Genomic DNA, 26502 nt, shown 5'->3' with positions numbered 1-26502 from the left:
TGTCACGCGATGTTCGGAGGCGGCACGGGGGACGGCGCGATGACGAACGAGTACGACGGGGACCACCTCGACTTCCGGGGAGTCAAGGTCACCGGTCCCTTCACCGCTAAGGCGGAGTACCACAAGCACGGGCCCGCGCCCACCGCACTGGACGCCCTGCCCGCGAGGGCGGTCGGTTTCACCGGCCGGGACGACGAACTGCGTGCGCTGCTGGACGCGTTCGACCCGTCCGCGCCCGAGAGACCGACCGCCGTGTTGGTCGCGGCGGTGTCCGGGCTCGGCGGCATCGGCAAGACGGCGCTCGCGGTGGAGGCGGCGCACGAGGCGTGCGGGAGGGGCTGGTTCACGGGCGGGGTGCTCTTCATGGACCTGCACGGGTACGACGACGATCCCGTCACGGCGGACCAGGCGCTGGAGGCCTTGCTGCGTGCGCTGGGTACGGCTCCGGAGCACATCCCGGCCACCGCGGACGAACGGGCCGCGCTCTACCGTTCGACCCTTGCCGAGCGTGCCCGGAAGCGGGGCGCGGTGCTGATCCTGGCGGACAACGCGTCCTCACCGGAGCAGGTGCGCCCCCTGCTTCCCGGCGACAAACGGCACCGTCTACTCGTCACCTCTCGCCACAAGTTGCCCCAACTGGGCGCGCGGCTCCTGCCGTTGGACGAGCTGACGCCGGAGGAGGCGTACGCCCTGCTCGACCGCGCCCTGCGGACCGCTGACCCGTCCGACAGCCGAGTCGCCGACGGGGCCGAGGCAGCCGCGGAACTCGCCTCCCGCTGCGGGCATCTGCCGCTGGCCCTCCAGATCGCGGCTGCTCTGCTGGTGCTGGCCCGGGACAAGCCCGTAGCCGAACTCGTCGCCGAACTCACCGAGTTCCGCGACCGTCTCACCCACCTCGACGATGGCGAGCGGAGTGTCCGCGCCGCCTTCGACCTGTCATACCGACGTCTGCCACCCGAGCAGGCCCGCCTGCTCCGCCTGCTGTCCCTTGCCCCGGGGCCTGACGTGAGCACCGAGGTCGTCACCGTCCTGGCCGAGGCAGACGCGCCGCCGAGCCGTGCCTTGGACGCGCTGACGCGGACCCATCTCGTCGAGCGGGGGAACGGGCGGGGGAGGTGGCGGTTGCATGACTTGGTGCGGGCGTTCGGGGCGGGTGTGGCGGCGGGGGATACGGGCTTCAGGGAGGAGGGAGAGGCGGCGCGGGACCGGGTGCTGGAGTTCTACTACCGGTGGGCGGAGGCCGCCGATGACCGGTTGCGGTGGCTGCCGGGGATGCCGGAGCCGGAGCGGTTCACGGACCGGGCGCAAGCGCTGGAGTGGCTGGACGGGGAGCGGGCCGGGCTGGTGGCGGCGGTGCAGTGGGCAGGGGAGGAGCGGTACGCGGACACGGCGGTGCGGCTGGCCGAATGCCTGGCGGAGTACCTGTCCTGGCGGCGGTCCTTCGACGACTGGATCACCGTGAGCCGGGCCGCCCGGGAGGCTGCCCACCGCGCCGGGGACCGCCACCGCGAGGCCGGGGCGTGGACCAACCTCGGCAGCGCCCTGCGGCAGGCGGGCCGGGCGGAGGAGGCGATCGACGCCCTCACCCGCGCCCGCGACCTGTTCCGGGCGGCCGGGGACCGCCTCCGCGAGGGCGTCGCGTGGGCCAGCCTCGGCCTCGCGCTGCGGGAGGTGGGCTGGGTGGGGGAGGCGGTCGAGGCCCTCACCCGCACCCGCGACCTGTTCCGGGCGGCCGGGGACCGCCTCCGCGAGGGCGACGCGTGGACCAGCCTCGGCGTCGCGCTGTGGGAGGTGGACCGGGTGGGGGAGGCGGTCGAGGCCCACACCCGCGCCCGCGACCTGTTCCAGGCGGCCGGGGACCGCTACCGCGAGGGCATGGCGTGGACCAACCTCGGCGTCGCGCTGCGGAAGGCGGGCCGGGCGGGGGAGGCGGTCGAGGCGTTCGGCAAGGCCCTGGAGATCTTCCGGGAGTTCGAGGACTGGTACGGGGCAGGCCAGACCCTCCACAGCCTGGCCCTCGCCCACGAGGTTGCCCACCGCCCCTCTAACGCCCGAGCCTGCTGGCTCCAGGCCGCCGAAGCCTTCACCCGGGCCAACGCCCCCGACCGAGCCACCCAAGCCCGCAACTCCGCCGACAGAACGGACAAGGATCCGGACCCCACCCCCATCACCCCTTAACAGCCCCACCCAAAGCAAACCCCCCACCCAACCGCCGCGCCACCAGCACATACAACAAAATCACCGGCGTCGAGTAAATAACCGAGAACGCAGCCAACTGCCCATAAACCACCGTCCCCCGATTCCCGAAGAAGTCATTGATGCTCACCGAAGCCGGCATCTGATCCGGACTCAGCAGCAGCATGAACGGCACAAAGAAGTTCCCCCACATCATCACGAACGAGAAGACCGTCACCACCCCCACACCCGGCCCCATAAGCGGCAGCACAATCCGCAGCAACGACTGGAAGCTGGACGCCCCGTCCGTCCAGGCCGCCTCTTCCAGCTCCTTCGGCACCCCGTCCATAAAATTCTTCATCAGCCAAATGGCAAAAGGCAATTGAGAAGCCGCGAAGAAGAAGATCGTGCCCTGCATGGTGTCGATCAGTTCCACCTGCACGAACAAGGCGTACACCGGAACCATGATCGCCGTGATCGGCAGACTCGTCGCGAAGAGAATCGTCAGCAGGAACGGCCGGTTGAGCCGGGACCGAAACCGTGACAGCGGGTAGGCCGCCAGAGCCGCGCAGACGACCGTCAGCAGGGTCGCCCCGCCGCACAGGATCAGGCTGTTGAGCAGGGGCGTGAAGGTGATGTCGGGTTCGAGTACGGCGTCGAAGTTGTCCAGGGTGACGCCGTCGGGGATCTTCACCTGCAGTCCGGCGTCCGGGTCCAGGGCGGAGAGGACCACCCAGGCCAGCGGCAGGACGAAGGCGGCCGCTACGACGAGGAGGCCGACGTCGGCGGCGTAACGGCGGTTGGCGCGGCGGGACTTGAGGGTCGGAGCCACGGGCATCTCAGACCTCCGTCCGCAGCAGTCGCAGATAGACGACCGAGAACAGCGAACCGACCACGAGAAGCAAGAGCGCCACGGCAGTCCCGTACCCGATCATGCTTTTCTGGAAGGCCTGTTCGTACATGAAGAGGGGGAGGGTCTGGCTGCGGTTTCCCGGTCCGCCTCTCGTCATGACCCAGATCAGGCCGAAGACCGACAGCGTCTGGAGCGTGTTGAGCATCAGGTTCGTACCGATGGAACGTCTGATCATCGGGAGCGTGATGTGCCACATGCGGCGCCAGCCGCCCGCCCCGTCGACCTCCGCGGCTTCCGTGATCTCCTTCGGGATCTCATTCAGCGCCGCCGAGTACACCAGCATCGAGAAAGCCGTGCCCCGCCATACGTTGGCGAAGGAGACGGCCAGGATCGGAAGCGTGAAAAGCCAGTTCTGGGACGGGAGATGCAGCCAGTCCAGAATGGCGTTCAACGTGCCTTCGCGGCGGAAGAAGGCGTACAGGAGGAAGCCTGCCACGACTTCCGGCAGTACCCAGGCCGTGATCACGATGCCGCCCGTGAGCGTACGAACGGGCTTTGACGCGCGCTGCATGAGCGAGGCGAGAGCCAGCCCCAGCGTGTTCTGGCCGATCAGGGAACTCAGGACCGTGAACACCAGCGTCAGCCATACGGCGTTGATGAATGCCTCGTCCTGGAATGCCTCACGGAAGTTGTCGAAGCCTACGAACGACGACTCCGCCTGGCCGGTGAGCTGGAGGTCCGTGAAGGCGATGTAGGCGCAGTACGCGATGGGGCCCGCGAGGAAGAGGGCCAGGAGGACGACGGCGGGGGAGACGGGGAGGGCGCGGGTGAGTGCGCGGCGCAGGGAGCGGCTCTTCGGCGTGGGCGGTGGGGCGGCCGGTCCCGGCGCGGTTTTGGCGACGCCGGGACCGGCCGGGGGCGCGGCGGTCATGAACGGCTGCTCACTTCTCGCTCAACCTCCTCGCTCAACTCCCGCTTCTCGCTCACTTCTTGATCACTTGGTTGTCCGTGGCCGACTTGAGCTCCTCGTCGTAGGCTTTCGCCGCCTCCTCCACCGAACTGTCGCCCGTCGTCACGCCCTCCATGGCTTCCTGGATCGCCGTCGAGACCTTCGGATACGCGGGGTAGGCGGGCCGGTAGTGCGTGACCGAGACGAGGTCGGTGAAGAACTTGATGCCGGGCTGCGCCTTCACGTACTCCGGGTCCTCGGCGACGTCCTTCCGCACCGAGATGCCGGAGTTGGAGATGTACCACTTCTGGGCGTTCGCCTTCGTCTGCATCGTCTCGATGAACTTGAAGGCGAGGTCGGGGTTGGCCGCCTTGGACGGGATCGACCAGGTCCAGCCGCCCGACATGCTCACCTTGCCGGGGGCCTGGCCGTGCTGGGTCGGCATGGCCGCGAGGCCCAACTTCTCCGACCACTCCGGCCATTCGTGGCCGCTGCCCTCCAGCCAGTCCTGCGGGAGCCAGGAGCCGTCGAGGTTGATGCCGAGCTTGCCCTCGGGGAGGAACTCGCCGCGGACCCGGGTCGCGATGTTCGGGTCGAGGGCGTCCGACACGTCGGGGCCGAGCTTCTCCTTGTAGACGGTCTCCACGAAGGTGAGGGCGTCCTTGAAGGCCTGGCTGCCGGTGATCCACTTCTTGGAGGCGGTGTCGTAGAGGGGGTCTTCGTCTTCGCTCGCCGAGTTGCCCGTCCCGTACAGGAGCATTTCGAAGCCCTGCATGGCGGAGGCTTCGCCTGCCGGCTTGCCCGTGTAGACGTTGAGCGGGATGACGCCGGGGACCTTCTGCTTGATGGTCCGGGCGGCTTCGAGGACGTCGTCCCACGTCTTCGGCTGCCAGTTCTCCGGCAGGCCCGCCTTCTTGAAGATTCCCTTGTCGAACCAGAGGCCCCGGGTGTCGGTCCCGTCCGGTACGCCGTACGTCTTGCCGTCCTCGGCCTTGGCCGCCGCCTTGGCCGTGTCGATGAACTGGTCCCAGTCCTTCCACTTCTCCAGGTACGGGTCGAGGGGCTTCAAGTACCCGCTCGTGATGTCCGAGTTGATGAGGAACGTGTCCTCGTACACCAGGTCCGGGGCCGTCTTGGGGGAGCGGAGCATCTGCTGGAGCTTCGTGTAGTACTCCGAGTCCGGCGCCTTGATCGGGACGAGCTTGACCTTCTTGCCCGGGTTCGCCTTCTCGAACTGCTTCTTCATGTCGGCTAAGTAGGTGTCCAGGACCTTGATCGAGTTGTCCGTGGACTGTTTGAAGGAGACCTCGATGGTGTCCGGATCGCTTCCAGAGCCGCCGCCGCAGGCAGAGAGAGCGGTGGCGGCGAGCAGAGTTGCGAGGAGGAGAGGAGCGGCGGTGGGGCGCACGGGCACGACCTCCTACTGGCCGACGTCGTTGTGGCCGAGTTTGGCTGCATCGTGAACGTAAGAGCGGTGGTCTGGTCAGGTCAATGACCTTGCAGCGGCTTGGACTTGGGCTTGGCACGGACATCCCCGCGGTGTCTCCAGCCTGCGGCGCACGCTTAAGGTACTGCCGAGTCGCCTGACCAGCAGGGACGTCGGGTGCCGAGAAGGGGGACAGAGACGTGCCGGGACAAGACATCACCACAGGCCAGTTGCTGATCGCCGAGTACGAGAGCGTGAAGGACGAGCAGAAGGCGCGGATCGGGTTCCGCGACAACCTGCTGTACGTCACCCTCGCGGTCGTCGCCGCCGTCATCGCCGCGGCCGCCCAGGCCAAGCAGGCGTCGATGCTGCTCGCGCTGCCGCCGGTGTGTGTCGTTCTCGGGTGGACCTACCTCGTGAACGACGAGAAGATCTCGGCGATCGGAGCCTACGTACGGGGCGAGTTGGGGCCTCGGCTGGCCCAACTCGCCGGTGCTGAAGGCGCCTTCGGCTGGGAGACCGCCCACCGCGTTGACTCTCGTAGGGCCTCCCGCAAAGCCATCCAGTGCGGGATCGATCTACTCGCCTTCTGCGTCGTGCCGTTGGCGGGGCTCGTCGTGTATTGGGCCGGTGGTCAGGTCACCGGGGGCCTGCTGGCGGTGTCCGTGCTGGAGGCGCTCGCTGTCGCGGGGCTGGGTTCCCAGTTCCTGGTGTACGCAGGGGTGTTCACCTCTGCATGACGGTACGCCGATAGCCGTCGAGCGATCCGGGAGCGATCCGGACCGGAGGCCGCCGCCGTGCCAACCGCCACTCGCCGCCTACCCCTTGATCCACCGATACTGCAACTCCGGCCTCCCCACCTGCCCGTACTGAGGATTCCGTCCCGCCCGCCCCGCATCCACCAGATGCTCCAGATACCGCCGGGCAGTGATCCGGGATATCCCGACCGCCTCCGCCACGCCCGCCGCGGTCAGCCCCTCCGTGGAGTCCCGCAGCGCCCGGGTCACCCGCTCCAGCGTTGGCCCGCTCAGCCCTTTCGGGAGCTCCGCGGGCCCCGGTGCGCGGAGGGTCGCGAGCGCCCGGTCCACCTCGTCCTGGCCGCTGGCCTCGCCGGCCGCCGCGTGGAACTCCGCGTACCGCACGAGTCGGTCCCGCAGGGTGGCGAAGGTGAACGGCTTCAGGACGTACTGCACGACGCCCAGCGAGACGCCCTCCCGTACGACCGTGAGGTCCCGCGCGGAGGTGACCGCGATGACGTCCGCGTGATAGCCGGCGGCGCGGAGGGAGCGTGCGAGCTGCAGTCCGTGCGCGTCCGGGAGATGGAGATCGAGGAGCAGCAGATCCACCGGCATCCGGTCCAGCGCCCGCCGCGCCTCCGCCCCGGTGTGCGCCTTGCCCACCGCGATGAAACCGGGCACGCGTCCCACGTACATGACATGCGCGTCGGCCGCGACAGGGTCGTCCTCGACGACCAGGACGCGGATGTCCTTGGAGGGCGTGCTCATGCGGTGCCTCCGTGGCTCATACGGTGCCTCCGTGCGGGGTGGGCTGGGGAATCGGCTCTTACTCGGCGTGGACCTTATCCCCCTTGTCCGAAATTCGCCCCTCGGGAGCCTGCCCCAATTCCGCCGTCGGCAGCGGCAGCCGCACCTCGAACTCCGCCCCGCCCCCCTCCGCATCCGCCACGGTCAGCGTCCCGTCATGACGGCTGACGGCCTGCCGTACGAGCGCCAGTCCGAGCCCTCGGCCGCCCGGACCCGCCGGTTTCGTGGACCAGCCGCGCTCGAAGACCGCCTCCGCGTGGGCCGGGTCCACGCCGTCCCCGGTGTCGGTGACCCGCAGGACAAGAACCGCCTCGTCGGCGAGCGCGGTGACCGTGACACGGGCGCCGACCGAGCCCTGTGCCGCGTCCACCGCGTTGTCGATCAGGTTGCCGAGCACCGTGACCAGGTCACGGGCGGGGAGCGAGTCCGGGAGCAGGCCGTCGTCGATGCTGCTGTCCTCGGAGACGACCAGCTCGACGCCCCGCTCGTTCGCCTGGGCCGCCTTGCCCAGCAGCAGGGCCGCGAGTACCGGCTCGCTCACCGCCGCGACCACCTGGTCCGTCAGCGCCTGGGCCAGTTCCAGCTCGGCCGTGGCGAAGTCGACGGCCTCCTCCGCGCGGCCCAGCTCGATCAGGGAGACCACCGTGTGCAGCCGGTTCGCTGCCTCGTGCGCCTGCGAGCGGAGCGCCTGAGTGAAGCCGCGCTCCGAGTCCAACTCTCCCATCAGGGACTGGAGTTCGGTCACATCGCGAAGGGTTACGACCGTGCCGCGGCGTTCGCCGCCCGACACCGGCGAGGTGTTCATCACGAGCACCCGCGAGGCGGTGAGATGCACTTCGTCCACGCGCGGCTCCGTCGACAGCAGCGCCCCCGTCAGCTGGGCGGGCAGCCCGAGGTCCGCCACCGAGCGGCCGACCACATCGCCGGTCACCCCGAGCAGTTCGCGCCCGCCGTCGTTGATCAACGCCACCTTGAACTGCCCGTCGAGCATCAGCAGCCCCTCGCGCACGGCATGCAGCGCGGCCTGGTGATAGTCGTGCATCCGGCTGAGCTCGCCCGCGTTCATCCCGTGCGTGGAGCGCCGCAGCCGGGCATTGATCACGTACGTACCCACGGCGCCCAGCGCCAGCGCGCCCACAGCGACGCCGAACAGCGCCGTCACCTGGTCCTGCACCCGCTCGCTTATGGCGTCGACCCGGATGCCCGCGCTGACCAGGCCGACGATGCGGCCGTTGTCGTAGATCGGCGTGACGGCCCGTACGGACGGGCCGAGCGTGCCCGTGTACACCTCCGTGAACGGCTCGCCCCTGAGGGCAAGCTCCGTGTGGCCGAGGAAGGGCCGGCCGATCTGGTCCGGGTCGGGGTGCGTCCAGCGGATGGCCTTCGTGTTCATGATCGTGACGAAGTCGACCTGCGCATGGCGCCGCACCTCGTTCGCATACGGCTGGAGAGTCGCCGACGGATCGGGAGTGCGGATGGCCTCCCGTACGGAAGGCGAGTCCGATACGGAACTGGCCACGCCCAGGGCCTGACGGCGCGCCGCGTCCTCGGCCTGGCGGCGGTCGCTGACGTACGTGAACAGGGCGCAACCGGCCACCACGACGGCGACGAGGACTGCCTGCATGGCGAAGAGCTGGCCCGCCAGGCTGCGGGGCCGGGGGATACGCATGGAATCAGTCTGCCTTGTGTCATCCACGTGAACTCAATGAACGGAAGGGTGACCGGCCTCACAGCCCACGGGATAGTCACCGCAACCCCCGGACGTGAGCCGCACGCCGGTGATGCGACGATGACGTCAAGGAGGCAGCCGTGACGAGTACGGCAGCTACCAAGCCCGCTGGCAAGCGGGACCGCACCCACTATCTCTACATCGCGGTGATCATCTCGGTGGTGCTCGGCATCACCGTCGGACTGGTCACCCCCGACTTCGCGGTCCAGCTGAAGCCGATCGGCACCGGCTTCGTGAACCTGATCAAGATGATGATCTCGCCGATCATCTTCTGCACCATCGTGCTGGGCATCGGCTCGGTACGGAAGGCAGCGAAGGTCGGCGCGGTAGGTGGCATCGCACTCGCCTACTTCACGGTGATGTCGCTGGTCGCGCTCGGTATCGGCCTGGTCGTTGGCAACATCATCGACCCGGGTACGGGCCTTGCCGTCACCGACTCGGTCAAGGAGACCGGCCAGGCGCAGGTCACCGAGGCCAAGAGCACCGAGGAGTTCCTGCTCGGCATCATCCCGACCACGATCGTCTCCGCCTTCACCGGCGGCGAGGTCCTGCAGACCCTCCTCATCGCACTGCTCGCCGGCTTCGCGCTGCAGGCCATGGGCGACACCGGTCAGCCGATCCTGCGCGGGATCGAGCACATCCAGCGCCTCGTCTTCCGCATCCTCGCCATGGTGATGTGGGCCGCCCCGATCGGTGCCTTCGGCGCCATCGCCGCGGTCACCGGCTCCGCCGGTCTCGACGCGCTCAAGAGCCTCGCCGTGCTGATGCTCGGCTTCTACACCACCTGCTTCCTCTTCGTCTTCATCGTGCTGGCCGCGCTGCTGCGCGTGGTGTCGGGCCTCAACATCTTCACGTTCTTCAAGTACCTGGGCCGCGAGTTCCTGCTGATCCTGTCCACCTCCTCCTCCGAGTCCGCGCTGCCGCGGCTCATCGCGAAGATGGAGCACATGGGCGTCAGCAAGCCCGTCGTCGGCATCACCGTTCCGACCGGCTACTCCTTCAACCTCGACGGCACCATGATCTACATGACCATGGCGTCCCTCTTCATCGCCGACGCCATGGGTACGCCGATGTCGATCGGCGAGCAGATTCCGCTGCTGCTGTTCCTGCTGGTCGCCTCGAAGGGCGCGGCGGGTGTCACCGGGGCCGGTCTCGCCACCCTGGCCGGCGGTCTGTCTTCTCACAAGCCTGCGCTGGTCGACGGCATCGGTCTGATCGTCGGTATCGACCGGTTCATGAGTGAGGCGCGTGCGCTGACGAACTTCGCGGGTAACGCGGTGGCTACGGTGCTGATCGGTACGTGGACGAAGGAGATCGACCGGGGGCGGGTCGATCAGGTGCTGGCCGGCCAGCTGCCGTTCGATGAGAAGACGCTTCTCGATGACCACGCGGCTCCCGCCGGGGACGAGGTGGCTTCTCGCGAGGGCGAGGAGAAGGAGCTCGCCAAGGCGTAGTCGCTCCGCGGGTTCGCCGCCGTAGGGCTGCGGGTTGGCACCCGGCTGCGGGTTCGTTGTGGCTGGTCGCGCAGTTCCCCGCGCCCCTAAAGGAAGGCCTGCGGCCTCCTTTAGGGGCTGCGCCCCGAAGGTGCGCAGCCCAACCGACCAGGCGCGGGGCCCCTCCGAAAAGCCACAAGAAACCCGCTAGACCCCCGGGCGGCTGAATGTCTCCCCCTCGCCAGCCGTCCGGTTCACAAGCTCAGCCCGGCCATCCCACCCGGTGGCCGGGCTGAGCCCTTGTTGTCACTGGCCCAACTCACTTCGCCGGAAAAGCCTTTGACCTCTCCCTTCTCAAGTCCCAGGCTGGGAAGCCGCAAATGTTGCGGGACTGTACGGAGGTACGCATGGGGGACGAATCGGTGGTTGTCGGTACGGAGGGCGCAGAGGACACGGAGGAGCCGTACTCGTTGGACGAGATTGACGGTCTCTTCCACGAGTTCCTTCTGGCGGTCGCTCGGCCCAGGCGCAGGGAGGGCTACCGTGATCTCACCAAGCGGCTCCGGGCGCATCTGGGTGCGACCCCTGGGGATCAGCCGGTGGTCAAGGCCGCTTACCCCACGTACGAACTCCCGAATGTCCATCTGGCCCTGGAGCGCTGGTTCGCCGTCGAGGGGCGGACGCACGAGCTGATCGGGATGACCGGCTCGGAGAGCCGCGGTGATCTCACGCTGGGCGAGATCCTCGAATCGGCGAACCTGTACGACCGGTTCGTGGTCGGAGCCGTCGACTACGCGCATCTGCCGGTCTCCCCGGACGACGAACTCGCCTGTGTCTCCTTCGGTTTCTACCTCGGGCAGGAGGGCGACGAGCGGTTCGCGCTGCTGCTGCGCGGCCCTGCGGACGAGTACGGACGCAACAAGGTCGAGCTCGAAGTCCTCGCCCCCGACAAGGCGTTCGCGGACCGGCTGCTCGCCGACATCGACGCGCTGATGCTCGAGCACAACATCTTCCGCGGGCAGATCCTCTCCTTCGAGGGCTCGGAGTTCGACAACGGACTCGGACCGTTCCGCTTCCACCGCCGTCCCGCGCTGACCCGCGAGGAGATCGTGCTGCCGCCCGGTCTTCTGGAGCGGGTGGAGCGGCAGGTCGTCGGGGTGGCCCGGCGCCGCGAACGGCTGCGCGCGGCGGGCCAGCATCTGCGCCGAGGACTGCTCCTGTACGGGCCGCCCGGCACCGGCAAGACCCACACCATCCGCTACCTGCTCTCCCACCTTCCGGAGTTCACGGCCGTCGTCCTCTCCGGTACGAGCATGGGGGCGATCGGCCCCGCGTGCCGGCTCGCCCGGATGCTCCAGCCCGCCCTCGTGGTCCTCGAGGACGTCGACCTGGTCGCCGAGGCCCGCGACTTCGAGGGCGGCGCCCAGCCCCTGCTCTTCCAGGTGCTGAACGAGATGGACGGCCTCGGCGACGACGCCGACGTGGCCTTCCTGCTCACCACCAACCGGGCCGACCTCCTCGAACCGGCCCTCGTCCAGCGCCCCGGCCGCGTCGACCTCGCCGTCGAGATCCCGCTCCCGGACGCCGACGGCCGCGCCCGGCTCCTCAGCCTGTACGGAGCCGGCCTCGACCTCGGCGAGGACATCACCGAGGAGATCGTCACCCGCACCGAGGGCGTGTCGGCCTCCTTCACCAAGGAGCTCATACGCCGCGCCGTACTGATCTCGGCGGAACGCGACGCGGACCACACGTCTACCGCCGACCTCCGGGCGGCGGTAGACGAACTCCTCTCCGACCGCGACCGCCTGACCCGCCGCCTCCTGGGCGTCAAGCACCCGGATGACGAGGCTGACCAGGGCGACGAGGACTGGCGCGTCGAGGAGGGCGACGACTAGGCCGGTGCCGCCCGGTGGGCGTTTGCCTTGACGTCGGCGTCAAGGCTTACGTTCGTAGGCATGCGAATCGGCGAGCTGGCCGCAAGGGCCGGGACCACGACGCGGACGCTGCGTTACTACGAGTCGCGCGGGCTGCTGCCCGCGCGGCGTGGCAGCAACGGATACCGGACGTACGACGAGGACGACCTGAAGCTGCTCCGGCAGATCAGGACCTTGCAGGACTTCGGGTTCGAGCTGGAGGAGACACGCCCCTTCGTTGAGTGTCTGCGGGCCGGGCACCCGGAGGGTGACGTGTGCCCCGCGTCGCTCGCCGTGTACCGGCGCAAGCTCGGTGAACTGGACGCGCTGATCGGCGAGTTGCAGGCCGTACGAGCGCAGGTCGGCGAGCAGCTGCTGAAGGCGGAGGCGGCGCGCGACGAGCTGGCGGCCGGGGCGGAGGTTCCGGGCGGCCCGGAACCCGTATGCGAACTGGGAGGGCGGACGCGGTGATCAAGGCAGCGGGCGTGGCCGAAGTGACGGACGCGGACTTCGAGGCGGAGGTGATCGGGGCGGAGCTGCCCGTACTGGTGGAGTTCACGGCCGACTGGTGCCCACCGTGCCGGCAGATCGCGCCGGTACTGAGCGCCGTCGCCTCCGAGGAGGGCGACCGGCTCAAGGTGGTCCAGCTGGACGTGGACACGAACCCGGAGATCACGAACGCGTACGGGGTGCTGTCGATGCCCACGCTCATGGTGTTCCGGGGCGGCGAGCCGGTGAAGTCCATGGTGGGAGCCAGGTCGAAGCGACGACTCCTGGAGGAACTGTCCGACGTGCTGTGACCAGCAGGCGAACAGGACAGGCGAACAAGAAATCCCCCGCGGGAATTGCCCGCAGGGGATTTCTTTGCGTATATTGAATGGTTCGCGACTTCACTCGAATTAGGTCGCGGAGAAGTTCAGTAGGCACAGTATATCGGGCCGGGAGTGGAATTGTCAAACAACGATTTTCCGGACGATGAATTCCGCCGTGAGCAGGAATTCATCGACGGGTTGTACGCGCGCGTCGACGCCCTGCGCGGCGGCACCGAGACCGCGTTGGCGGACGCACTTGCACAGGGCCACACGCCGCAGCAGGCGCGCCTGGAGCGGGACATCCTGGTCGCCGAGCGCTCGGGGCTGCTCGCCGCGCTGAACGCGGTGGACGGTTCCCTCTGCTTTGGCCGAATCGACCTCACCAACGGAATCCACCACCACATCGGCCGTATCGGAATCCGCGCCGACGACACCGAGCACACCCCGATTCTGATCGACTGGCGGGCTCCGGTCGCCCGCCCGTTCTACCTCGCCACCGGCCATACGCCCATGGGCCTGCGCCGCCGCCGGCACATCACCACCGAGGGCCGTGCCGTCACCGCCCTGCACGACGAGATCCTCGACCTGGGCGACCAGGAGCGCACCGGGCACGAGGACCCGAGCGGCGACGCCGTGCTGCTCGCCGCCCTCAACTCCGCGCGCACCGGCCGTATGGGCGACATCGTGCGGACGATCCAGGCCGAGCAGGACCGCATCATCCGCGCCCCGCACCGCGGGGTCCTCGTGGTCGAGGGCGGCCCGGGTACCGGCAAGACGGCCGTGGCGCTGCACCGCGCCGCGTATCTCCTGTACGAACACCGGGAGTTGCTCGCCAAACGGGCCGTACTGATCGTCGGCCCGAACCCGGCGTTCCTCGGCTACATCGGCGAGGTCCTGCCCTCGCTCGGCGAGACGGGCGTACTGCTCGCGACCGTCGGCGAGCTGTTCCCCGGCGTGCACGCGACCGCGACCGACAGCCCCGAGGCCGCCGCCGTGAAGGGCCGCGCCGACATGGCGGACGTCCTGGCCGCCGTCGTACGCGACCGGGAGGCCCTGCCCGACCCGGTGATCGGCATCGAGCACGACCGGGACATCCTGCTGCTCGACGACGGTCTGGTGCGCGTCGCCCGTGAGCGCACCCGTGAGGCGCTGCTGCCGCACAACGCCGCCCGCGAGATCTTCGAGGGCCACATCCTCAACATCCTCACCGACATGGTCGCCGAGCGGATCGGCACGGATCCGTACGACGGCTCGAACCTGCTCGACGTCAGCGACATCACCCAGATCCGCGACGAGCTGGCCGAGAACCCCGAAGTCTGGTCGGCCATCAACCAGTTGTGGCCGCGCCTCACCCCGCAGCGGCTCGTCGCGGACTTCCTCGCCGAGCCCGACGGTTACGTCTCCGAGGCGGATGCCGACGCCATCCGGCGCCCGGTGACGCGCGCCTGGACCACCTCCGACGTGCCCCTTCTCGACGAGGCCGCCGAACTCCTCGGCGAGGACGACCGGCCGGCGCGGGCCGCGGCCGAGCGGGAACGCGAGGAGCAAGTGGCGTACGCGCAGAGCGTGCTGGACATCTCGTACGCCTCACGGACCTACGAGTTCGAGGACAAGGAGGAGGATGACCCCGAGGCGGGTGAGGTCCTCTCCGCGCACGACATCATCGACGCCGAGCGGATGGCCGAGCGGCACGAGGAGGACGACCACCGCAGCGCCGCCGAACGGGCCGCGGCCGACCGGACCTGGACGTTCGGGCACATCATCGTGGACGAGGCGCAGGAGTTGTCGCCGATGGCGTGGCGGCTGCTGATGCGGCGAAGCCCGACGCGCTCGATGACGCTGGTCGGGGATCCGGCGCAGACGGCCGACGCGGCGGGCGTCGGCTCCTGGTCCGGCATCCTCCACCCGTACGTCCAGGACCGCTGGGAGCACAGCCGGCTCGCCGTCAACTACCGCACTCCGTCCGAGGTCATGGACGTCGCGGCGGCCGTGGTGCGCGCCGAGCAGCCCGGCTTCGAGCCGCCGAGTTCGGTGCGGTCGACGGGCGTACGGCCCTGGGCGCGGGCCACTGACGACCTGCCCGGAGCCGTGGCGAAGGCGGTCGCCGAACTGACCCCGGAGGAGGGGCGGCTGGCGGTGATCGCGCCCCGCGATCTGCACCGGTCGCTGGCCGCGCGCCTTGACGGCGTCACGGCGGGCGAGGAACCCGACCTGACGCAGTCGGTCGTACTCCTCGATCCGCGCCAGGCCAAGGGCCTGGAGTTCGACTCGGTGCTGGTGGTGGAGCCGTCGCGGTACGGCACGAGCGATCTGTACGTGGCGCTGACCCGGGCCACGCAGCGGCTCGGAGTCCTGCACACGAGTCCGCTGCCGAAGGGGCTTAAGCAGGCCTGAGTGGTAGTCGTAGGGTGTGAGCCGACCGTCTTCGTTGTCCTGCCGCCGTCGTGGGGCAGCGAAGACGGAGCTGGGCGACTAAACCGGATGTTATTCCCGTCGAGGGTCGCGGAACTGCCTCGCCAGACCGCTGGCGTGGGCCGCCCCGTTCTCCACATCGTCGGGGTGGACGATGACATCCGGAATGTCCATGTAGTGCATCAGGGGACGCACGGGAACCTTCAGGCTCCGACCCATTCGGGTGGGAGGACAGGGGAACGTGCCCTTCCTGACCATGTGATACGCGGCGGACTCGGGGATTCCGAGTGCCTCTGCTGCGGCGGGCATTCCGATGAAGGGTGGAAGGAAATCCGAGATGTAATAATAGTGGCTCGGCCCGAATGGATTGCTGCGAGCCAGCATGGGTGCTTTGGCGGCGCGAGCCGTGATGTCCGGTCGACGGCCAGCGCGGATGTCTTCGTGAAATCGCGTGACGGAATTCATGCAGTTGTTTTTGTGAAACAAGGCTCCATTCCGTTCGCCTCGGAGCTGCTCAGCAACAGCAGGGTTGCGAAAGTCTGCGCCGTGGATGAGCGATGACGCTTTGAGTCCTGACAATTCTGGGAAGCCGTCCTCGTTGAGGAAGTCCTCTGGACGCTCGAAGACGGTTTCGCGCGTCTGGTCTGTGGCTCGCTGGTATGCGGCCCGGATTGCCGTCTTCCTCATGACCGCGGGTACGCGACGTGGGGGGACGCCGCGAACTGTTTCCGTCCAGGTGGCGAGCCCTGCCTCGAACATGTCGGAACGTACGTCGGACAGGTCGACGTACAGGTCCCGGGAAATCCGCAGTGAGCGCCCACGGAGCGAAGATATGACGCAATCCAGTACGATCATTCGCCACTTGTCGTCGCCGCGCATGTCATAAAGCCGACCCATGGCCACCATGGATTCCCACAAGCGAGTCGGTTTGGGCTCTCCTTCCATCATGATGGCCTTGGCGCGAAGGCGCTCATATGTCGGATGACGCATGATCTCGCAGTGCTCAGCATCGCCCGCATGGACGCAGAGCTGTTCCTCGTTGCAGATTCGGAAGACGTACTGAGTGACGCAATCGAAAGAATCAGACATGACGTTGCTCCAATACCTGATCACTTGGAATGGGCAAGCAGATCATGCGGTTGGAGCGAACGTGTTAAGCCTGCAATATCGAAATTGGCTGAAATGTGCTCGAAAGTGCAAGCTTGAAAATGGGGCGGAGCCTGAATCTGACCGGCAGGGATTATATGGCGTCGCCTATTTTCGTTCAGGCCGGCCGCAGCCACACCGTAGAAAGCGGTGGCAACGTAAGCCGGATGCTCGCAGGGCGCCCGTGCCAGCCCTGTGCGTCCGGCTTCAGCGGGTCGGGGGTGGTGACGTCGCTGCCGCCGTACCCACCCGCGTCCGTGTTCAGGCACTCGTGCCACGCGGGGACGTCGGCCGGAACCCCGATCCGGTATTCGTGCCGGACCACCGGCGAGAAGTGGGACACCACCAGCAACGGCGAGCCCGCCGCGTCAAAGCGCAGGAACGCGAACACGTTGTCCTCCGCCGCGTCACCCGTGACCCAGGAGAACCCGGAAGGATCCGTATCGCGTTCCCAGAGGGCCGGAGTCCGCCGGTAGACCGAGTTCAGGTCGCGGACAAGGTCCCGTACACCCCGGTGCTCCGCCTCCGCCCCGTACGCCGGATCCAGCAGCCACCAGTCCGGCCCATGCGCCTCCGACCACTCCGCCCCTTGCGCGAACTCCTGCCCCATGAAGAGGAGTTGCTTGCCGGGGTGCGCCCACATGAAGCCCAGATACGCCCGGTGGTTCGCCCGCTGCTGCCACCAGTCGCCCGGCATCTTCGACACCAACGACCGCTTGCCGTGCACGACCTCGTCGTGCGAGATGGGAAGGACGTAGTTCTCGCTGTACGCGTACACCATCGAGAACGTCATCTCGTTGTGGTGGTACTTCCGGTGCACCGGCTCCTTTGACACATAGCCGAGCGAGTCGTGCATCCAGCCCATGTTCCACTTCAGCCCGAAGCCGAGACCGCCGAAGCCGCCGGGCCCGATGTGGTCGGTGGCGCGGGTGACGCCGTCCCAGGCGGTGGATTCCTCGGCGATGGTGACGACGCCGGGCACCCGCCGGTACACGGTGGCGTTCATCTCTTGGAGGAAGGCGACGGCGTCGAGGTTCTCGCGGCCGCCGTGGACGTTCGGCGTCCACTGCCCGTGCTCGCGGGAGTAGTCCAGGTACAGCATGGAGGCCACGGCATCGACCCGCAGGCCGTCGATGTGGAACTCCTCGCACCAGTACACGGCGTTGGCGACGAGGAAGTTGCGTACCTCGCGACGGCCGTAGTCGAACTCCAGGGTGCCCCAGTCGGGGTGCGCGGCCCGCAGGGGGTCTTCGTGTTCGTACAGGGGGCGGCCGTCGAATTCGGCCAGGGCCCAGTCGTCGCGGGGGAAGTGGGCGGGGACCCAGTCCATGATGACGCCGATGCCGGCCTGGTGCAGGGCGTCGACGAGGTACTTGAAGTCGTCGGGGGTGCCCAGGCGGGCGGTGGGGGCGTAGAAGCCGGTGACCTGGTAGCCCCAGGAGCCGCCGAAGGGGTGCTCGGCGACCGGCATCAGCTCGACGTGGGTGAAGCCCAACTCGGAGACGTAGGCGGGGAGTTGCTCGGCGAGCTGGCGATACGTCAGGCCGGGGCGCCAGGACGCGAGATGGACCTCGTACACCGACATCGGCGACTCATGGGCGGGCCGGGCCGCCCGGCGGGACAGCCACTCCTCGTCCTGCCACTCGTGGTGCGAGGCGGTGATGACGGAGGACGTCTTGGGCGGTTCCTCGGTACGCCGCGCCATCGGATCGGCCCGCATCGTCTTCGAACCGTCGGGCCGCGTGATCTCGAACTTGTAGAGCTCGCCCTCGCCGAGCCCCGGCACGAACAGCTCCCACACCCCGGACGAGCCCAGCGACCGCATCGGATACGCCGTGGCCTCCCAGAAGTTGAACGACCCTGCCAGCCGCACCCCGCGCGCGTTCGGCGCCCACACCGTGAAGCGGGTGCCACTCACCCCGTGGTGCTCCATCGGCTCCGCGCCGAGCGCCTTCCACAACTGCTCATGGCGCCCCTCACCGAACAGATGCAGATCGAGGTCGCCGATGGCGGGCAGGAAACGGTACGGGTCCTCGACATCCTGGACGGTGTCCTCGTACTCCACCAGCAGCCGGTACGCCGGCACCTCCCGCAGCGGCAGCACCGCGGAGAAGAAGCCCTCCCCGTCGTCGTGCAGCTCGGACCGCAGCTCGTCCGTCACCACGGTCACCGAGCGCGCGTACGGGCGCAGCGCCCGGAAGACCACACCGTCTGCCACCGGATGCGCCCCGAGCACCGAATGCGGATCATGGTGCGCCCCGCCCAGCAGCCGCTCCCGGTCACCGCGATCGAGTACGGCCAGGGGGCGCACCTCGGCACCGGGCGGCACCGCAGCCGCCGCACCGGGCGGCTCGGTCGGGGCCCCCGCGGGCCGCGCGTCCTCCCCCGGGGCGGACTGAGGGCTGACACCTGGCTTGGGTACCTCGTTCATGGCCTTGGCCTTCGTGCTCTTCGGCTGCTGGTCGGCTGGGTCCGGGCGGGATGTCACAGGCGGTGTCTCCTCGGCGGGGTGAGGTGGGGCGGTTCAGGGAGCCGCGAGACCGCCGGCCAGTCGGTGCACCGCGGCCAGCGGTACGGGCAGCCAGTCGGGCCGGTGCCGGGCCTCGTACACGACCTCGTAGATCGCCTTGTCCGTCTCGTACGCCCGCAGCAGTACGGGCTCGGAGCGCGGGTCACGCCCGCTGACCTCGGCGTATCCGGCGCAGTACGCGGACCGGCAGCGATCGGCCCAGTCCGACACCAGCGGCTCGTGGGAGTGCGCGGCGTAGTCGAAGGACCGGAGCATGCCCGCGACGTCGCGGGCGGTCGGCTGGGGCAGCCGGCGCTCGGTGAGCGGCTTCGACGGCTCGCCCTCGAAGTCGATCAGCGACCAGTCTCCGGCCGGGGCCCGCAGGCACTGCCCGAGGTGCAGATCGCCGTGTATCCGCTGCGCGGTCCAGGTCTCGCCCTCCGCCGCCAGCTCGGCGAGCGCCTCGAACGCGGACCGCAGCCCGGGTGCGTACGGACGCAGCGCGGGCACCGCCTGGACCGCCGCCTCCAGCCGCTCGATCATGCTGTCGACGAGCGTCTCCATCTGCGTGTGGCCCAGCGTGACCGTCGGCAGCGCACGGGCCAGCGCCGTGTGCACCTCGGCGGTGGCCCGCCCCAGCGCCCGCGCCTCGCCGGTGAAGTCCTCGCCCTTGGCCAGCTCGCGCAGCGCGAGATCCCAGCCGTCCGTGGCCCCGCGCACAAAGCGCTGCAGCACACCGAGGACGTACGTATCGCCGTCCAGGTCCCCGATCATCCAGCCGGCCGGCGCGGGCACCCGCGGGCAGTGCTCGCGGGCCAGCGCCATCGGCAGCTCCAGATCCGGGTTGACGCCGGGCAGGATGCGGCGCAGCAGCTTCAGAATGAACGTATCTCCGTAGACGATCGAGGAGTTGGACTGCTCGGCCGTCACCACCCGTGGCACCAGATCGTCCCGAAGCTCCTGCCGGGTGTCGCGCTCGAAGCGCAGCGCGCCGACCTGCGTCCTCGTCCGCAGCGCCTCCAGGAGCAGATCGGCGGCGCGCGGGTCGTGCAGCGCCTCGTACACCGTCCGCCCGGCCAGTGGCCCCTCTTCCGGGTGGCCGATCAGCGCGGGCGCCAGCCGTGGCGGAAGCGTCTCGCGCACGCCGATCAGGAGCTGGTAGCAGTCGCTGGGATGTGGCTGGGCGCCGTGGGAGGCAGTGAGCGGCTGATGGGCGCGTACGAGCAGATGCAGCAGCCCCAGCTTCGCGTTCCATGGCAGCAGCTCGACCGCCGCGACCAGCGAGAAACCGGTCACCGGGCGCCCTTTGCCCGCGAACCACCGCTGCCTCGGCAGCCACTCACGCAACAACGGATCCAGGGACGCGAGGAGACCCGGGCTCGTCGTGGCGGGGCGGGTGACGGCTTCCGACATGGCGTCGCGTCCTTTCCCCTGTTTCTTCGGGTCGCCTCCGGGGCGCGCCGGTGCGCGGGGTGTTACTGATGCGTGCCCAGGGCGGGGCGGTGAAAACCGCCCCCGCCTGTCGTTTTCGTGCAGTTCCCCGCGCCCTTCGCGGACTCCGATGGCGGGGTCCGCGCGGGGCACGGGTCTACGTTTCTACGCCATCTGTTCTACGTCCTCTGTTCTACGCCATGTCCTTGCGTAGGCGGAACCAGTAGAAGCCGTGGCCCGCGAGGGTGAGGAGGTAGGGCAGGTCGCCGATGGCGGGGAAGCGGACGCCGCCGATGAGTTCGACGGGGTGGCGGCCGTTGAAGGCTTGCAGGTCGAGTTCGGTGGGCTGGGCGAAGCGGGAGAAGTTGTGCACGCACAGCACCAGGTCGTCTTGGTATTCGCGCAGGAACGCGATGACGGCGGGGTTGGTGGAGGGCAGTTCGGTGTAGGTGCCGAGGCCGAAGGCGGGGTTCTGTTTGCGGATCTCGATCATGCGGCGGGTCCAGTGGAGCAGGCTGGAGGGGCTGCTCATGGAGGCTTCGACGTTGGTGACCTGGTAGCCGTAGACCGGGTCCATGATCGTGGGGAGGTACAACCGTCCGGGGTCGCAGGAGGAGAAGCCGGCGTTGCGGTCGGGGGTCCATTGCATGGGGGTGCGCACGGCGTCGCGGTCGCCGAGCCAGATGTTGTCGCCCATGCCGATCTCGTCGCCGTAGTACAGGATCGGCGAGCCGGGGAGAGACAGGAGCAGGGCGGTGAAGAGTTCGATCTGGTTGCGGTCGTTGTCCAGCAGGGGGGCCAGGCGGCGGCGGATGCCGATGTTGGCGCGCATGCGGGGGTCTTTGGCGTATTCGGCCCACATGTAGTCGCGTTCTTCGTCGGTGACCATCTCCAGGGTGAGTTCGTCGTGGTTGCGCAGGAAGATGCCCCACTGGCAGCCGGACGGGATGGCGGGGGTTTTGGCCAGGATCTCGGAGACCGGGTAGCGGGACTCGCGGCGCACCGCCATGAAGATGCGGGGCATGACGGGGAAGTGGAAGGCCATGTGGCATTCGTCGCCGCCGACGCTGTAGTCGCCGAAGTAGTCGACGACGTCCTCGGGCCACTGGTTGGCCTCGGCCAGCAGCACCGTGTCCGGATAGTGCTCGTCGATCTCCTTGCGCACCCTCTTGAGGAACTCATGGGTCTGCGGGAGGTTCTCGCAGTTGGTGCCCTCCTGCTGGTACAGGTACGGCACCGCGTCGAGACGGAAGCCGTCGATGCCCAGGTCCAGCCAGAACCTGAGCCCGGAGATCATCTCCTCCTGGACGGCAGGGTTCTCGTAGTTCAGGTCCGGCTGGTGGGAGAAGAAGCGGTGCCAGTAGTACTGCTTGCGGACCGGGTCGAAGGTCCAGTTGGAGGCCTCGGTGTCGACGAAGATGATCCGGGCGTCCTGGTACTGCTTGTCGTCGTCCGCCCACACGTAGTAGTCGCCGTACGGGCCGTCGGGATTGCTCCTCGACTCCTGGAACCAGGGGTGCTGGTCGCTGGTGTGGTTCATGACGAAGTCGATGATCACGCGCATGCCCCGCTGATGCGCGGCGTCCACGAACTCGACGAAGTCGGCCAGGTCCCCGAAGTCGGGCAGCACGGCGGTGTAGTCGGAGACGTCGTAGCCGCCGTCCCTGAGGGGTGATTTGAAGAAGGGCGGCAGCCAGAGGCAGTCGACGCCGAGCCACTGCAGATAGTCCAGCTTGGCGGTGAGGCCTTTGAGGTCGCCGATGCCGTCGCCGTTGCTGTCCTGGAAGGAGCGGACGAGGACTTCGTAGAACACCGCGCGTTTGAACCACTCCGGATCGCGGTCCTTGGCGGGGGTGTCTTCGAACGTGTCCTGAACGGGCTCGTTGACGATCATGGTGTGGGTGACCCTCCGATCGGTGAGGACGGTCGCAGAACCTTGAAGATGTGCGCCGGCTGCCTGCCGGGCTCGAGGCGCACATAGTTGGCACTGCCCCAGTGGTAGGTGGCGCCGGTGAGCTCGTCGCGCACCGGGACGGTCTCGTGCCAGTCCAGGCCGAGTCGCCGCATGTCCAACGAGACCGTGGCCTCCTGGGTGTGGTGCGGATCCAGGTTCGCCACCACGAGCACGATGTCCGTCCCCGCCCGTTTGCTGAACACCAGCACCTCCTCCTTGTCCGCCTGGTGGAAGGAGAGATCCCGCAGCTGGCGCAGGGCCGGGCTGGCACGCCGGATCTCGTTGAGCCGGGTGATGAGGGGGCTGATGCTACGGCCCTCGCGCTCAGCCAACTCCCAGTCTCGCGGACGGAGTTGGTACTTCTCCGAGTTCAGGTACTCTTCGCTGCCCTCCCGCACCGGGGTGTTCTCACACAGCTCGAAGCCGCTGTAGATGCCCCAGGTGGGGGAGAGGGTGGCGGCCAGCACCGCCCGCACCTCGAACGCCGGCCGGCCGCCGTGCTGCAGATAGGCGTGCAGGATGTCCGGGGTGTTCGCGAAGAAGTTCGGCCGCATGTAGCTCGCGGCTTCGCCGGACAGCTCGGTCAGGTACTCGGTCAGCTCCTGTTTGGTGTTGCGCCAGGTGAAGTAGGTGTACGACTGCTGGAAGCCGATCTGCGCCAGGGTGTGCATCATCGCCGGCCGGGTGAACGCCTCCGCCAGGAAGATCACATCCGGGTCGGTGCGGCCGATGTCCGCCAGCACCCGCTCCCAGAAGACGACCGGTTTGGTGTGCGGGTTGTCCACGCGGAAGATCCGTACCCCGTGGGCCATCCAGAACCGCAGCACCCGCAGCGTCTCCGCGATCAGGCCGTCCATGTCGGCGTCGAAGGCGATGGGGTAGATGTCCTGGTACTTCTTCGGCGGGTTCTCCGCGTACGCGATGGTGCCGTCCGGGCGGTGATGGAACCACTGCGGGTGCTTGTCCACCCAGGGGTGGTCCGGGGAGCACTGCAGCGCGAAGTCCAGCGCGATCTCCATCCCCAGCTCGCCGGCCTTCGCGACGAAGTCGTCGAAGTCGTCCAGGGTGCCCAGGTCGGGGTGGACGGCGTCGTGGCCGCCGGCCGGGGAGCCGATCGCCCACGGCACGCCCACGTCGTGCGGGCCCGCGTTCAGGGTGTTGTTGGGGCCCTTACGGAACGTGGTGCCGATCGGGTGGATGGGCGGCAGGTAGACCACGTCGAAGCCCATCGCGGCGATCGCCGGCAGCCGCCGGGCGGCCGTTTGGAAGGTGCCGCTGACCGTGGGCTTGCCCGTCTCCACGACGGCGCCCTCCGAACGCGGGAAGAACTCGTACCACGAGCCGTACAACGCCCGCTCCCGCTCCACCAGCAACGGCAACTGCTCGGAGGACGAGACGAATTCGCGCAGCGGATGGCGGGCCAGGACGTGGTCCACGTCCGGGGTCAGGGCGGCGGCGAGGCGGGCTGCGGCGGGCCGAGCGGTGTCGCGCAGGGCGTCCGCGGCGGCGAGGATCGTGTCACGGCGACCCCGGCTCTCCGGAACTCCGGCGGCGGCCCGCTCGTACAGCTGCGCGCCCTCCTCCAGGACCAGCTCCGTGTCCATCCCCGCCGGGATCTTGATCTGCGCGTGATGACGCCACGTGCTGATCGGGTCGCCCCAGGCCTCCACGGTGTAGGTCCAGCGGCCCTCCTTCGCTGCGGAGACGGTGGCGCCCCAGCGGTCCGTACCGGGCGTCAGCTCCCGCATGGGGGTCCAGGGACCGGCCTGGCCCTCCGGGTCCCGCAGGACGACGTTGGCGGCGACCGCGTCGTGGCCCTCCCGGAACACCGTCGCCGAGATCTCGAACGCCTCGCCCACGACGGCCTTGGCGGGGCGGCGCCCGCAGGCCACGAGGGGGCGGACGTCCAGGACGGGGATACGTCCGATGAGGGGGCCGTCGCCGGGGGGCGCGGTGTTCGGTGCGGTGACGTGCGGTGGCGCGGTGGCCGGTGTCGTGACGTCCGGTGCCGCGGCATCTGATGTCGTGGTGTCCAGGGGTGTGGCTTCTGTGGGTTCGGCCTGGGCCAAAGGCTCGGCTTGTGGCGACTCGGGTTTCGGCGGCGCGGTCTTCGCCGATTTGGCCTTCGCTGATTTGGCCTTCGCCGTCGTGGCCTTAGCGGTCTTCGCTGCTTTCGCAGGCTTGGCGGCCTTGGCAGCTTTCGTAGCCTTCGTGGCTTTGGCGGGTGTGGCCTTGGCGGGTGTGGCTTTCGCCCGTTTGGCTGCCGTCTTCTTCGCGGGCGTGGCCTTGGCGGCCTTCACCGGTTTGGCCGCTGCCTTCTTCGTGGGTGAGGCCTCCGCCGCCTTCGCGGGGGAGGTCTCGGCCTTGGCGGGCTTTTCGGCCGCTGCCTGGTCCGGCTTCTCGGCCGCCGCCTGCTGCGGAGGACCGGCTTTCGCCCCGTTTGCGGGAGGCGTGGTGGCGCTGTGCGTCGGAGGTGATGACGAGTGGTGCGTGGCGGGCATGACCGCTCCTGTCCGCGTCAACGTTGGTGGGCGGATGGGGGTGTGGGGAGGTGGGTCCTGCTGGGCGTACGGGGGAGCCTTCCCACCCTAATCGGGTGGGCAATCCGGCACGTTGTTAACTACTCGCGCGTATCTCCGCACACACGAACGGCCCCGTCCAGTGATACATGGCGGACGAGGCCGGTCGGTGAATGCGCAACTACTTAGGGGTTGCTGACCTGCAAGAGCTTGTTCGGCGAGCCGAGGCCAGCGGTGGATATCTTCCCGGACGCCGCCTGCGCGACAAGCGCCTTGCTCACGTCGGCCGGACTCGCCGTGGCGTGATCGGCGAGGTACAGCGCCGCCGCGCCCGCGGTATGGGGCGACGCCATCGACGTACCGGAGAAGGTGGCTTTCGCCGTGTCGCTCGCGTTCGACGCGGAGGTGACGTCCACGCCGGGGGCGAACAGGTCGAGCCGTGCGCCCCAGTTCGAGAAGCTCGCCCGCGCGTCCGCCGGGTCGCTCGCGCCGACCGTGACCGCTTCCTGGACCCGGGCCGGCGAGTACAGGCTGGCCGGCAGTCCGTCGTTGCCGGCCGCGACCGCGTACGTCACGCCGGACGCGATGGAGTTGCGTACGGCGGCGTCGAGTTGGGCGTTCGCGAAGCCGCCCAGGCTCATGTTGGCGACGGCGGGCTTCTGGGCGTTCTTGGTCACCCAGTCGATGCCCGCGATCACCTGGGCCGTGGTGCCCGCACCCTCGTTGTCGAGTACGCGGACCCCGACGACCTTCGCCTTCTTCGCCACGCCGTACGTCGTGCCGGCGATCGTGCCCGCCACATGCGTGCCGTGCCCCTGGCCGTCCTGCGCGGTGGCGTCATTGTCGACGAAGTCCCAGCCGGAGCTCGCCCGGCCGCCGAAGTCCTGGTGCGTGGTGCGGATTCCGGTGTCGATGACGTACGCCGTCACACCCTGGCCCGCGGACTCCGGCCATGTGTAGCTCTTGTCCAGCGGCAGGTTCGGCTGGTCGATGCGGTCGAGGCCCCACGGCGGGTTCTTCTGGGTGTGATCGAGAGTGACTCTGGTGTCCTGCGTGACCGCGGCCACGCGTGAGTCGGCGGCCAGCCGCTTGGCCTGCTGCTCGTCGACCTTCACCGCATAGCCATTGATCGCGGTGCTGTAGGTGTGGCTGATTTTCGCCCCATACTTTTCGACGAGGCCCTTACCCGCGTTCGACGGGGCCTTCGTTCCGCCCTTGAGTGTGACGATGTAGCTGCCACTGACGGAGCCGGGGGCGTCGGCGCCGAGTATCTGCCCCAGTGGGGCGGCCTGTGCGGGCAGGGTGGTGGCCGAAAGCACCGCGGCCGTAACGACCGCGGTGAGGCCTCCTGCCCAGGACAGACGCCTTTTGTGCGTCACTGCCATGTGTGAGTTCCCCTCCTCAACTCGACGTACTCCGACCGCATTTGCGCGGTGCCCTGACAGGTGCAGGTCGGATCGCCTCTGGCAGCCTCTCGTGCGCTGTGACGTGCCACAAGGCCGCGTGCCGTGGCGGAATCGGCCATATCTCGCGTGCTTTACGTGTGAAGGTTGCGGCGATTTCCAGCCGGGTTCTGTACGACGAGATGCTGGGGCGGTGCCCTCTGTAGCTCCGGCGCGGGAGGAGCGCCCCGTTAGGGGCGCGGGGCTGTGACATTTGCGGCTCCGCCGCGGGGCGCGACCAGCCACAGCGGACCC

18 protein-coding genes are annotated in these 26502 nt (G+C 68.6%); 7 read left to right on the top strand and 11 right to left on the bottom strand.

From position 1 onward, the window contains the following. Positions 1-39: 39 nt before the first annotated feature. Entirely contained in the window at positions 40-2178 is a 2139-nt protein-coding gene (locus tag ACQEVY_RS14140; RefSeq protein ID WP_432948349.1) for a tetratricopeptide repeat protein, read from the top strand. Here ACQEVY_RS14140 and ACQEVY_RS14135 read toward each other — a convergent pair. Genes ACQEVY_RS14135 through ACQEVY_RS14125 form a run of 3 tightly spaced genes read right to left on the bottom strand, consistent with a single transcriptional unit; the run spans position 2168 to position 5391 of the window. Continuing rightward, the gene (locus ACQEVY_RS14135; protein ID WP_432948347.1) at positions 2168-3013 is read right to left on the bottom strand and encodes a carbohydrate ABC transporter permease; all 846 of its coding nucleotides are present in this window, start codon (positions 3011-3013) and stop codon (positions 2168-2170) included. The genes ACQEVY_RS14140 and ACQEVY_RS14135 overlap by 11 nt on opposite strands. A gap of 1 nt (position 3014) precedes the next feature. After that, a complete protein-coding gene (locus tag ACQEVY_RS14130) occupies positions 3015-3959 on the bottom strand; it encodes a carbohydrate ABC transporter permease (RefSeq protein WP_432948345.1) in 945 nt (314 codons plus the stop codon). A gap of 52 nt (positions 3960-4011) precedes the next feature. Further along, the gene (locus tag ACQEVY_RS14125; RefSeq protein WP_432948343.1) at positions 4012-5391 is read right to left on the bottom strand and encodes an extracellular solute-binding protein; all 1380 of its coding nucleotides are present in this window, start codon (positions 5389-5391) and stop codon (positions 4012-4014) included. 212 nt (positions 5392-5603) lie between these two features. Here ACQEVY_RS14125 and ACQEVY_RS14120 point away from each other — a divergent pair, with 212 nt between their 5' ends. Beyond that, a complete protein-coding gene (locus tag ACQEVY_RS14120) occupies positions 5604-6143 on the top strand; it encodes a hypothetical protein (protein ID WP_432948341.1) in 540 nt (179 codons plus the stop codon). 78 nt (positions 6144-6221) lie between these two features. On the opposite strand, the gene ACQEVY_RS14115 is transcribed toward ACQEVY_RS14120, so the two are convergent. Together ACQEVY_RS14115 and ACQEVY_RS14110 are read right to left on the bottom strand one after the other, a co-directional pair. Continuing rightward, the gene (locus tag ACQEVY_RS14115) at positions 6222-6908 is read right to left on the bottom strand and encodes a response regulator (RefSeq protein WP_328768534.1); all 687 of its coding nucleotides are present in this window, start codon (positions 6906-6908) and stop codon (positions 6222-6224) included. 58 nt (positions 6909-6966) lie between these two features. Next, entirely contained in the window at positions 6967-8616 is a 1650-nt protein-coding gene (locus ACQEVY_RS14110) for an ATP-binding protein (protein ID WP_432948339.1), read from the bottom strand. Positions 8617-8756: 140 nt separating this feature from the next. On the opposite strand from ACQEVY_RS14110, the gene ACQEVY_RS14105 reads away from it, so the two are divergent. The 5 genes from ACQEVY_RS14105 to ACQEVY_RS14085 all read left to right on the top strand — a co-directional run bounded on the left by ACQEVY_RS14105 (position 8757) and on the right by ACQEVY_RS14085 (position 15228). Next, positions 8757-10130 carry a cation:dicarboxylate symporter family transporter gene (locus tag ACQEVY_RS14105; RefSeq protein ID WP_432948337.1) on the top strand — a complete coding sequence of 458 codons (1374 nt, stop codon included), beginning with the start codon at positions 8757-8759 and terminating at the stop codon, positions 10128-10130. Between the two features lie 386 nt (positions 10131-10516). Then, positions 10517-12004, top strand: coding sequence for an AAA family ATPase (locus ACQEVY_RS14100; RefSeq protein ID WP_432948335.1), 1488 nt, complete (start codon positions 10517-10519; stop codon positions 12002-12004). Positions 12005-12064: 60 nt separating this feature from the next. After that, positions 12065-12493 carry a MerR family transcriptional regulator gene (locus tag ACQEVY_RS14095; RefSeq protein WP_432948333.1) on the top strand — a complete coding sequence of 143 codons (429 nt, stop codon included), beginning with the start codon at positions 12065-12067 and terminating at the stop codon, positions 12491-12493. Then, entirely contained in the window at positions 12466-12822 is a 357-nt protein-coding gene (trxA, locus tag ACQEVY_RS14090; RefSeq protein WP_432948331.1) for a thioredoxin, read from the top strand. Before ACQEVY_RS14095 ends, trxA begins: the two co-directional genes overlap by 28 nt. Positions 12823-12954: 132 nt before the next feature. Then, positions 12955-15228, top strand: a complete 2274-nt coding sequence (locus ACQEVY_RS14085) for a HelD family protein (protein WP_432955208.1) — start codon at positions 12955-12957, stop codon at positions 15226-15228. Positions 15229-15318: 90 nt separating this feature from the next. On the opposite strand, the gene ACQEVY_RS14080 is transcribed toward ACQEVY_RS14085, so the two are convergent. The 6 genes from ACQEVY_RS14080 to ACQEVY_RS14055 form a co-directional block, all read right to left on the bottom strand. Continuing rightward, a complete protein-coding gene (locus ACQEVY_RS14080) occupies positions 15319-16335 on the bottom strand; it encodes a helix-turn-helix transcriptional regulator (protein ID WP_432948329.1) in 1017 nt (338 codons plus the stop codon). A gap of 175 nt (positions 16336-16510) precedes the next feature. Further along, the gene (gene glgB, locus ACQEVY_RS14075; protein ID WP_432948327.1) at positions 16511-18880 is read right to left on the bottom strand and encodes a 1,4-alpha-glucan branching enzyme; all 2370 of its coding nucleotides are present in this window, start codon (positions 18878-18880) and stop codon (positions 16511-16513) included. Between the two features lie 36 nt (positions 18881-18916). Then, positions 18917-20314 carry a maltokinase N-terminal cap-like domain-containing protein gene (locus tag ACQEVY_RS14070; RefSeq protein WP_432948325.1) on the bottom strand — a complete coding sequence of 466 codons (1398 nt, stop codon included), beginning with the start codon at positions 20312-20314 and terminating at the stop codon, positions 18917-18919. A gap of 211 nt (positions 20315-20525) precedes the next feature. Then, the gene (gene treS, locus ACQEVY_RS14065) at positions 20526-22226 is read right to left on the bottom strand and encodes a maltose alpha-D-glucosyltransferase (protein ID WP_432948323.1); all 1701 of its coding nucleotides are present in this window, start codon (positions 22224-22226) and stop codon (positions 20526-20528) included. Beyond that, on the bottom strand, positions 22223-24322 hold the full coding sequence (locus tag ACQEVY_RS14060) for a maltotransferase domain-containing protein (RefSeq protein ID WP_432955206.1): 2100 nt from the start codon (positions 24320-24322) through the stop codon (positions 22223-22225). Before ACQEVY_RS14060 ends, treS begins: the two co-directional genes overlap by 4 nt. 668 nt (positions 24323-24990) lie before the next feature. Next, positions 24991-26190: a S8 family peptidase gene (locus tag ACQEVY_RS14055; RefSeq protein WP_432948321.1), complete on the bottom strand. Its 1200-nt coding sequence runs from the start codon at positions 26188-26190 to the stop codon at positions 24991-24993. Positions 26191-26502: the final 312 nt, after the last annotated feature.

It is taken from the genome of Streptomyces sp. CA-288835, from assembly GCF_050936385.1.
Taxonomy (GTDB): domain Bacteria; phylum Actinomycetota; class Actinomycetes; order Streptomycetales; family Streptomycetaceae; genus Streptomyces.
The sequence above is the reverse complement of the archived record's forward strand: the minus strand, read 5'-3'. Positions and strand labels throughout refer to the sequence as shown.